The 9419-nt window shown below is 60.2% G+C and carries 12 protein-coding genes; 7 read left to right on the plus strand and 5 right to left on the minus strand.

Features of this window, described 5'->3' with window-relative positions; all coding sequences use genetic code 11:
* Positions 1-434: 434 nt before the first annotated feature.
* From ACODRZ_RS25950 to ACODRZ_RS25975, 6 genes are all read left to right on the plus strand, one after another.
* The gene (locus tag ACODRZ_RS25950; RefSeq protein WP_488973087.1) at positions 435-725 is read left to right on the plus strand and encodes a hypothetical protein; all 291 of its coding nucleotides are present in this window, start codon (positions 435-437) and stop codon (positions 723-725) included.
* Positions 726-1045: 320 nt separating this feature from the next.
* Positions 1046-1711, plus strand: a complete 666-nt coding sequence (locus ACODRZ_RS25955) for a murein L,D-transpeptidase catalytic domain family protein (RefSeq protein WP_488973088.1) — start codon at positions 1046-1048, stop codon at positions 1709-1711.
* 61 nt (positions 1712-1772) lie between these two features.
* Positions 1773-3224: a L,D-transpeptidase family protein gene (locus ACODRZ_RS25960; protein ID WP_488973089.1), complete on the plus strand. Its 1452-nt coding sequence runs from the start codon at positions 1773-1775 to the stop codon at positions 3222-3224.
* An 80-nt stretch (positions 3225-3304) separates the two neighbouring features.
* Positions 3305-3664, plus strand: coding sequence for a hypothetical protein (locus tag ACODRZ_RS25965; RefSeq protein WP_488973090.1), 360 nt, complete (start codon positions 3305-3307; stop codon positions 3662-3664).
* A 452-nt stretch (positions 3665-4116) separates the two neighbouring features.
* Positions 4117-4323 carry a hypothetical protein gene (locus ACODRZ_RS25970; RefSeq protein WP_488973091.1) on the plus strand — a complete coding sequence of 69 codons (207 nt, stop codon included), beginning with the start codon at positions 4117-4119 and terminating at the stop codon, positions 4321-4323.
* Between the two features lie 51 nt (positions 4324-4374).
* On the plus strand, positions 4375-4641 hold the full coding sequence (locus ACODRZ_RS25975; protein WP_488973092.1) for a GlsB/YeaQ/YmgE family stress response membrane protein: 267 nt from the start codon (positions 4375-4377) through the stop codon (positions 4639-4641).
* Between the two features lie 259 nt (positions 4642-4900).
* Here the strand turns inward: ACODRZ_RS25975 and ACODRZ_RS25980 are convergent, their stop codons facing one another.
* From ACODRZ_RS25980 to ACODRZ_RS26000, 5 genes are all read right to left on the minus strand, one after another.
* Positions 4901-5092, minus strand: a complete 192-nt coding sequence (locus ACODRZ_RS25980) for a YMGG-like glycine zipper-containing protein (protein ID WP_488973098.1) — start codon at positions 5090-5092, stop codon at positions 4901-4903.
* Positions 5093-5226: 134 nt separating this feature from the next.
* Positions 5227-5760 (minus strand): PRC-barrel domain containing protein, encoded by a 534-nt coding sequence (locus tag ACODRZ_RS25985; RefSeq protein ID WP_488973093.1) that lies wholly within the window; start codon positions 5758-5760, stop codon positions 5227-5229.
* Between the two features lie 39 nt (positions 5761-5799).
* The gene (locus ACODRZ_RS25990) at positions 5800-7011 is read right to left on the minus strand and encodes a DNA topoisomerase IB (RefSeq protein WP_488973094.1); all 1212 of its coding nucleotides are present in this window, start codon (positions 7009-7011) and stop codon (positions 5800-5802) included.
* On the minus strand, positions 7008-7499 hold the full coding sequence (locus tag ACODRZ_RS25995; RefSeq protein ID WP_488973095.1) for a hypothetical protein: 492 nt from the start codon (positions 7497-7499) through the stop codon (positions 7008-7010). The genes ACODRZ_RS25990 and ACODRZ_RS25995 overlap by 4 nt, the downstream gene beginning before the upstream one ends.
* Positions 7500-7535: 36 nt before the next feature.
* Complete coding sequence (locus tag ACODRZ_RS26000) at positions 7536-7766, minus strand: hypothetical protein (protein ID WP_488973096.1); 231 nt, start codon at positions 7764-7766, stop codon at positions 7536-7538.
* 285 nt (positions 7767-8051) lie between these two features.
* Between ACODRZ_RS26000 and ACODRZ_RS26005 the strand changes: the two genes are divergently transcribed.
* Positions 8052-9032 carry a PAS domain-containing protein gene (locus tag ACODRZ_RS26005; protein WP_488973097.1) on the plus strand — a complete coding sequence of 327 codons (981 nt, stop codon included), beginning with the start codon at positions 8052-8054 and terminating at the stop codon, positions 9030-9032.
* Positions 9033-9419: the final 387 nt, after the last annotated feature.

Here is a 9419-nt window from a genome sequence, read left to right on the forward strand (position 1 = left end):
CGTCTGAATCACCTCAAGCGGCTCAAGGAAAGAACCTTTTTCCGCAACCTGTTAAGGTCAATCTTGGGCAATGCCGTCGTCTCCTGTTGCGGATAGCCAACATGTGGAAGCACAATACGTTGCATCCGTGGCATTTCAGACCCGAACCATGGCCAAATATTCTTTATCGTGTCTGCCGGTTGCTCAGCATTCGGAAGCAAACGTTCGGACTTTGGGCGCTTTCCCGACGGTCCGCCTCGTGGCGTGGGATCGGCGGCTTCTGTTAGGTGAAGATGTCTGCACCGGGTGATCTGCATGTCCGGCTATTGGTCGGGTGCCGCCAGCAACCTCTGAGTTCCTGCAGCTATTTCCTCGCTACGTGTCAAACGGCTGGTGCATCCAGAGCTGCACTTGGGCGTTGTCCGATGATCATCTAAAAATTTAGAGGAATTTCCATGCGAACCAGGGAAAAGCTAGCAGACGTAGTCGCTGGTCAGTCGGGGCGGCAGCAGCGCAAGCAGTTCGTTCGCTCGCTAAAGGAAACTGCAGTTCGCGCGGTGGTGACAGCGTCTGTTACCTTTGCCGTAGGATGGGTCCTCAAAAGGATGTTCGAAAATTCAGTCGCTGACGCGGCGAAAGAGGGTGCGGCGGAAGGCGCTCAGCAAGACATGGCGGCACAGGATACCGGGGTCTCGAAGCAAGGTGACGTATCCGAAGGTGCCGGCGCCAACGAGATCGCAGGGTGAGAATGGCACACCTTCTGTCAGATGTTTGCCTTGTACTTTGCCCCCCCTTTAGACTTCGGCACTGTAATCCGCGAACTCTCTGCGCGATCTTTCGTAATGATAGTAGGTGATCGTGAACAATTTTTTATTTTAGGCTTCGAAGGATTGGTTCCGATGCGAACGGAGCATTTAACGCAGCTTACCGCAAATCAACGGCGGTTCACCCCTTAAGTGCAGAAGTGGTCGAAAAAGGACGGTCAAAAGCTATTTAAATTCAGGCTCATATGCCCATTATTAGGGTTATGCCTGAACTTCCTTCTCGACCCGATCGGCGCGCCGTAATGATCTCGGGTGCAGGCTTTGCGGTCGCTGCGCTTACCGTGCCAGCCGCCAAGCCGTTTCTAGGATCGTCATACCCGCGCCGCCCGGCTCCAGTCCCGGCGGCGCCGCACAATCCTCCGGGTATGCCGCAGACATCGCTGGATGCGGCGCGCTTTTCTGTGGACCCTCAGCTCCTGCGCCGGGCTCTCGCCGCGCTCGACCAGCACTCCAGATCGGTTAAGGCGCGCGACCGGATGGCAATCGTCGATTTCAGCGCGCCATCTTCCGATGCGCGCCTGCATTTCCTCGATGTTGTGAGCGGCAAGGCTTCGCGGCTGCTGGTCGCGCACGGTTCCGGTTCGGATCCCGGCCATACCGGGTTCCTCGAGCGGTTTTCGAACGTTTTCGGCTCTAATGCCTCGAGCGAGGGCGCTTTCCTGACGGGCGATTACTACACCGGCAAGCACGGCCGCTCACAGCGTCTGGTGGGGCTCGACCCGACGAACAACAATGCGCTTAGCCGCGCCATAGTCATCCACAGCGCCTGGTATGCGAACGACGACATGATCCCCGCCCATGGCAAGCTGGGCCGCAGCCAAGGCTGCTTCGCGGTGGGCGAGAACAAGCTCAGCGACGTCTTCAGCTTCCTCGGCGAAGGGCGGATGGTCTTTGCGGCCCGTGCTTGAGCTCGGTTGAAACCTAAAGCATTTCCACAAGTTTTCACACGGTTCTTACCAGGAGTTCCGTGTGCATAGAAGTGTGATCGCTTGCTCGTTGCTGGCCCTGGCGGTCGCGCTGCCCGGCTGCCATTCGAAGCCCGACAATACTTCCCAGACCACCGAGGCGCCGCCGATCAGCATCGATCAGGTGCATTGGAACGACGGCGCTGTCCGCCAGTTGCGCGACGCGATAGGTCGCCGAGCGGCGCATGGCCTCGACCGAGTGCAGTTCGCCGTGGACGGTCAGCCAGGAAATGCCGAAGGCGACCGCGCCCTGACGCAGAGCGCGCTGCGTTATGCCTCGGCGTTGGCGCGTGGCTCATCCGATCCGGCCAAGCTCTACGACGTCTATACCGTCGCCCGCCCCAACCCGAACCTGCTGAACGGCCTCGGCGCAGCTCTCAAGAATGGGAAGCTGGGGGAATGGCTTGACGGTGTGGCGCCGCAGGACGACGGTTACCGCGCGCTGTCCAAGGCATACCTCGCGCTGCGCAAGCAGGCCGAGGCCCCCGCTTCCGCGATCCCCGACAAGGGCGAGCCTCTGAAGCCCGGCGCCACCGACGCGCGGGTCCCTGCGATCGCGCGCCAGCTAGTCGCCTCAGACTACCTCGACCGCTCTGCCGCGCAAGGCACCAATTACAACCCAGCGATGGTCCGCGCGGTGCAGCGCATGCAGGCGGACTACGGGATCAAGCCGGACGGCGTCATCGGCGCCGATGCGCTCGAAATCCTGAACCTGTCGGACGCGGACCGGGCGCGGACGATGGCCGTGGCTATGGAGCGGCTGCGCTGGCTCGAGCGCAATCCCGCTTCCACCCGCATCGACGTGAATGTCGCCGCAGGACGGCTGCTCTACTGGCGCGACGGCAAGGTCGCCGATAGCCGCAAGGTGGTCGTAGGCGAGCCCGAGAACGAGACACCGCAGCTGGGATCGCCAATCTATCGCCTTGTCGCCAATCCCACCTGGACAGTGCCGCGCTCGATTCAGAACAAGGAGATCGCCGGCAAGGGCAGCGCCTACCTTCAGCGCAACAACATGGCCTGGAAGGACGGCTGGGTCGTCCAGCAGCCCGGACCCAAAAATTCGCTGGGTCTGGTGAAGTTCGACATGGAGAACGAGCACCAGATCTACCTGCACGACACTCCAGCCAAGCAGTTGTTCCAGGAAGTCCAGCGCCAGCGTAGTCACGGCTGTGTTCGGGTGGACGATGCGCTGGGCTTTGCCGAGATGCTCGCGAAGGACGAGGGTGTGCTCGAGGAATGGCGCAGGGCGCGCGCGACCGGCAAGGAGACATTCGTCAAGCTACCGCGTAAGATCCCAGTCAGGCTGCTCTACCAAACGGTTGTGCTCGGCGAGGATGGCGAGCCCGTCATCCGCTCCGACCCCTACGGTTGGAACGACCCCGTGGCCGCCGCCCTGGGCTTTTCTTCCAGCCAAGCCTACCTGCTGCGCACTTCGGGATCCGACGTCGGGCCTTGAGCCCGACCGAGGAAGGATCGCCTGCATGCGGTGATGGCGACCCGGAACCGACCGGACGGGGTAAACATCCACCATTGGAGATGTCGGGGCAGCATAATGCGCCCAAAGGCGCCGGACAGGCCAGCGACGGGCGGTCGCTCCCCAACCTCACCATCCGTCGCCGTGACGGCGATGAGCATTCGTGGCAGCGCCAGAAGCGTGACGGGCAGCAGGGCGTCTCGGTGACGTGGCACGATCGCAAGGCGGCGAAGGAGCAGACTGTGACCGAGGGCAAGGCGCACGGCGCCAAGACGTTGCGCAAGGCCTCGGCCAAACGCGCCGCCAAGGCTGAGCAGCGCCGGTTGCAGTGCGCGCCTGCCACCTTCGATATCACCCTCGCGCTCGGCAGGGCCGATGTTTTATCCAGAGACTCGCGCTGCGGCCGCTGGGTTCAAGGCTGAGATCGATAGGACCATATGGCTGATCGCGGAAGTGACCCATCGCCTGGACAAAAGCGGCGGGTTCAGGACTGATCTGAAAATGGAAACGATGCCCGCTTGACCTTGCCCGCATCAGCCGCCGCGCCGCTCGCACGCTGCGGCACTGAAGCGAACGCGATCGTCGCGGGGACCTTGACGCGACGGAGCAGTGTTCCGATTGCCCATCCGAGCTTTTAGCCTTCACGGCGGGAACGCGCTCAAATCGGTCGCTCTACAGGACTTGCGCGGCGGCCAAAAGCTGCCTTTGATGTCGCTTGTTCGCGGGGTCCACCTGCTAGGCTCCCCAACCAGATGGATTCAGATAGGACATCTCTCGGCGAAGAAGTGCTCGTGATACTTCCTCTTGAGGATTGCCCCCCACCACTCCGGAACAAATCCAGCCAGATCCCCTTCTGTGATCGAAGGAGAATTGTATGATCGGCAAACTCATCGGCGCAGTCATCGGAAAGCGCGTGTCGTCGGATTCGAAGGGTCGGGGCGGCATGGGCGGCGCTATTTTCGGAATGGGCGCAGCCAGCGTGTTACGTCGTCTAGGCCCAGTTGGCCTAATCGCTGCCGCTGCAGGCGGCTATGCTCTCAAAAAGCATAATGAAAAGCGCGAACGAATAACGCCACGCTGACCGCAATGCGGCACCTTGGTGCTCAACTGGTAGTAGATTTGGAGATTGAAAATGGGTTGGATAATCGCGCTGATCGTCGGCGGAATCGCGGGATGGCTTGCTAGCCTCGTTATGAACCGCGATGCCTCAATGGGTATCTTTCTGAACATCGTAGTCGGTTGTGTCGGCTCCGTCATTGGTAATGCCGTTGCGGGCCCACTTCTGGGTGTGGGGGGAAGTGTTCAGGAATTTTCAATCACCGGCCTTATCATTGCCTTCTTCGGCGCAGTAATATTGCTGGCCATCGTGAACCTGTTCCAGCGCGGGCGGGCACGGTAAGTCTTCAGTTCCAGACGTCCGCGACAACGATGGGGACAGGTTGTTGGGTCCGTCTAATGACCGATAGCAGCATGCTGATCGGTGAAAGGATAGAAGTGCCGAGCACCCCACTAAAATAGAATTTGCTCGGCGTAAAAAAACACCCGCTGTGGTCACAGCGGGTGTTTTTTACGCACTAGATGATCTTTAGATCACTCCAGCAGCCAAGCTGACACCTCCGTAGATGCAGGCATTGGCTGCAGGGCGGTTTGGTCAATGTTCACCTGTTCTTGTCACCGATGATGGCGCCGGCGGTTCCGCCCACGACTGCCCCTTCAGTAGTGCCCAGGCCCGTTGCACTTCCGACAACGGCGCCGCCCGCACCGCCAATCAAGCCGCCTCGTGCCGCCCCATGAGAGCAGGCGCTCGTGCCAGATGAGGCTGCCGATGCGAAAGCTAGGCGGCCCTTCACAACCCTGCGGGTCAAAAGTCGGCTGCTACCATTTTTCCGAGTGTACGCTGGCGGTGGGCTACCTCACGCGCTGGATTGGCCGGAATTGTGATGCGGGGGAGGGCTCGCCGGCCATTCCTCATCGACGATCGGATTTAGCAAGTCGAAATTCTGCCTCGACAAGGATAGCCGCAACTCGTCGCAGTCGAACTGGACGGCGTCAGCCGGTACGGCTCGAGCGTTTGCTTCACGCCGCCGACCCCGCCGCTCGCTACGACCACATAGCTGACCGTGCCGGTCCCGCATTCGAGCAGGGCTTCGATCGATTTGCCAATGTCGCGGCCATCGCTGGATAGCACGCGCCTGCCGGCAAAGCCGGTGGCGGTGAACAGTGTCAGCGAGCCGGAGCGCCGGCTCGCCGTCTGTGCCGCCTTTTCGCGGTCCTCATAGACACGCTGGCGACCCAGCCAGCGCCAGATGCCGACGCCGTTGACGAGCGTCAGGAAAGTGTTGGTGGCTACAAGGTTGTTTTGGCCGCTCGACAAACCGACGATTGACCAGCCGACAGACCCGATGGTGAAGACCACGAAGCCCCACCCGGTAATCCATGCGCCAAGATTGGCGGCGGTCATCATCGCGGCGATCATGGCGGCGGCGGGGGCCACCCACCCAGCCAGGTGAGCGATCATCGGAGCTCCTCCACATCGAAGCGAGATTGACCGCGATCGCTATGCGGCCACGTCCTTCGCCTTGGTGCTCAACCTCTCGTGCAGGAAGGCAAGCACGACGGCCTCCTCCGGGCGCAGGTGGGCGATATCCTCCCGCAGTTCCTTGGCCGCCTCGTCGCGTGCTTCCAGCACTAACGCATCGCTGAGATAGCTCTCGAACACTTCAGGGTGGATGTAGCATTTTCGGCAGACGGTCGGCGTGTTGCCAAGCCGCGCCGCGACCGCTTCGATCGCCTCGCGAACGTTGCGCTTGGCGGCAGCGGCGCTGTCGACTTTCTCATATTCGGAGAGTGCGATGGCAGCGAGAACGGTGCCGTTCCACGTCCGGAAATCCTTGGCGGTGATGTCTGCGCCCGAGATTTCTTTCAGATAAGCGTTGATGTCGCCCGAGCTGACCTCGCGCTGGGCACCGTCCTCGTCGAGATACTGGAACAGATGCTGGCCCGGCAGGTCCTGACTGGCCTTGACGATCTTGGCAATCCGTCGATCGCGGATGTTTAGCTTCCACTGCTTGCCGCTCTTGCCCTTAAAATTGAAGCGCAGCTCAGCACCTTCGACTGCGACATGCCGGTCCTTGAGCGTCGTCAGGCCGTAACTCTTGTTCTGCTTCGCATAATCGGCATTGCCGACCCGGATCATAGTCGTCTCCAGCAGCCGCACTATGGTCGCCAGCACCTTCTCGCGGGGCAGCCCGCGCATGCTCAGATGCTCGTCGATTTTGGCGCGGATCGTCGGCAGCGCCTTGGCGAATTCGAGCATATGCTCGTATTTCGTGCCGTCGCGCACTTCGCGGAAACGCGCGTGATAGCGATACTGTTTGCGTCCCTTGGCATCCCGACCGGTTGCCTGGATATGCCCATCCGCGCCAGCGCAAATCCACACGTCGGTGTAGGCGGGCGGGATAGCGAGCTTGCGGATGCGATCGAGCGTATTGCGATCGCGCATCGGCTTTCCGCCTTGGTCGACATAGCGGAAGCTCTTGCCGTGCTTCAACCGTTTGATGCCCGGTTCGTTGTCGTTCACATAAATCAACCCGGCGCTCTCGGCGGCCTCCTGTGGGTTGACGACGGAGCCGCTCTCGCTGTCGGCTATGATCGGTTGAGATGCCATTACCGCAAAATCTCGAATCGCGGCAAGTAGTTCCCCGCGACGGTTCCAGCCTCTTGCTGGTTTCGCGCAGCTCGGATTAACACCGTCTTGGGCAATGGTCATTCTATACCGTGAGAGGTGGCTTGCGATTTCTTCGCGGCGTCGAGCACGTCGGTCAGGGCGGCGATTGTCCCGCGAAGCGAGAGCTTGTCGAAACGCATCGCGCGCAGGCGATCATGCAGCCGGGTCTCGACGGTTGTCTGAAGCTGTTCGGCGATGACGAAGACGCGCGACAGCGCGCCGCGCAGCTTCGTCGACGACAGCGCCGCAAGCTTTGCGATGTCGGCGCGACGTTTTGCATCCGACGCCGACGTCGGCGTTCCCGCGGTGAGTAGAATCAATTCCATAACGAAGTCGCCCAGTTCTGCGTGACCAACGGAATGAGCCTTCGGGGGCTGCTCAAGACCCGGCTGGACGCCAAATCGTCTCAACGGATCGGTGAGCCGACCCGACGTCACGAATAGAGCCGCGCGGTCGGTATCGTCAGCCAGTCGTTCGAGCAGGGAGCCGGTCGCCTTTCGGTCTGGATAATGTGTCAGATGCTCGGCCAACGCGCTGAGCGTGAAGTCTTCCAGCGTTCCCTTGACCTAGACTTCGAGCACGCGGGTCGCCCTTGCTCCGCTCCATTCGAACACGGTGTCTTCACCGCCGTTGGGCTCGGGCACGGCCGCTACTGCCGAAAGCTGACCTTCGCCCTCGGGCTTGGGAGTGGCGCCGCCGTCCCAGCCCCGGCCACAACCGGACTGCCCGCTCGTAGGCGCGAGCCCTTTCCAATTGAGCGGCTTGGATGGGCGCTCAGCTGCCTTTCCTGAAGCCAATTAGTCGGCCCAAATGGCCGTCGTCGGACTCCTATAAGGCTAAGGCGCCAGTATGTTAGGACATGGCCGATCTCAACGGACACCTTACTATCAGAGACACGAGCGTCCGACCTTGGTCGATGAAGTAATCTCGACGGAGAACCAGAAGGGTTCATTCCATCATCTGTTGATGATCTGAATCGATCGCGCAGGAAAAGTGATAAGCCTTTTGACGGATGGTCATCCGGGATCGCATGCAACCGTCTGGTAGCGGTAGAGTTTGATGCGCGGGCGACCCAACCGTGTATGATGGATTTCATGGCAACTCTTCCAGAATTTTCTCCAGCGTCGCTTTCTTCCGTCTCGCTCGCCAGCGTGCTTGATCAAAGCGTCGATTGTGTGAAGCTCGTTGGGCTGAGGGGCGACGTTCACTACATGAACCCTAACGGCCAGTGCGCGATGGAAATCGATGATTTCGATTTCGTGCGTGGCAAGCAATGGGTCGATTTCTGGCCGGAGGAAAGCAAGGCTGAAATCTTAGGTGCCTACGTAAAGGCCGCTGCGGGCAAGGTCGTGCGCTTTCGTGCGTTTTGTCCGACGATGAAGGGCGCTCCCCGGTGGTGGGACGTGACGGTATCCGCTGTTCTGAACGAGGAGCAGCAGCACGCAGGATATATGGCTATTTCTCGTGACGTTACGGAAAATCAGCAACGCCTGGACACGGCCATCATAACCGCAGACGAACTGCGGCATCGCCTATTGAATTCCTTCTCGGTGATGTGCGCGGTCATGAACCATTATGCGCGTGGAGACGCCAGCCGCGTGGCCTTTGCGAAACAGATGTCGCTCCTGTTCGCAGCCATGGGGAGGGCGAAGACGCTGTTTGCCAACATGCATGCCCCCCGCAATGTCGATGAGCTGATCTCGGCTGTCTTGTCGCCGTTTAAAAATACCGAGTGCTCCATCACCATCGAACAGCTACCCTGTGCCACGGTTGATCTTGAGTGGGCCAATGCGCTTGCCTTGGTACTTGGTGAGCTGGGCGTGAATTCGACCAAGCACGGTGCCCTTGGATCAGGCGGCAGTATTGTGATCACCGGCAAGCGTACCGAACATGGCTTCACGGTGGTATGGACGGAAAAGTCAAAGAAGGCGGTGCAATGCACCGAGCGCGATGGCGGCCATGGCATGCAGATTATGCAGCGGACCATGCGAACGCGCGGCGGTGCATTGGATATGCGCTGGAGGAGAGATGGGCTGACCGCAGAAATGGCAGTTCGTTTCTGAAATCAGTCCGCGAGCATTGCCTCGATAGGGCCATTTGAGCTGCATGACGTTAATAGTCACCGACATCCAAAGCCTTGCGTCTAGTTTGGGACGCTTCGTTTCCGCCGCAGCCACGGATTTCAGGTCGGTCATGAGCCCGATGAGGTGCCCAAGCTGAACACTTATCAGCCCGGCGCCCATTTTCGCCAGCATGTTGTGCGACGGATGGTGCTAGGTTGCCATGAGTTTGACGAAAGAGCACGCGCTTCCTCTACGAACGACAGATAACCACTTATCTTTGCCGCTGGTGAACGCGGCGGGCATGGGATACCGGACCGGCGGGTTCTGAGATCCGTTAGCGTCCGCGCTCGTGGTGTAATTTCCGGTGTAGGCGATGGTGTATTCCGG

This window comes from Novosphingobium sp. FG90 (assembly GCF_057808725.1).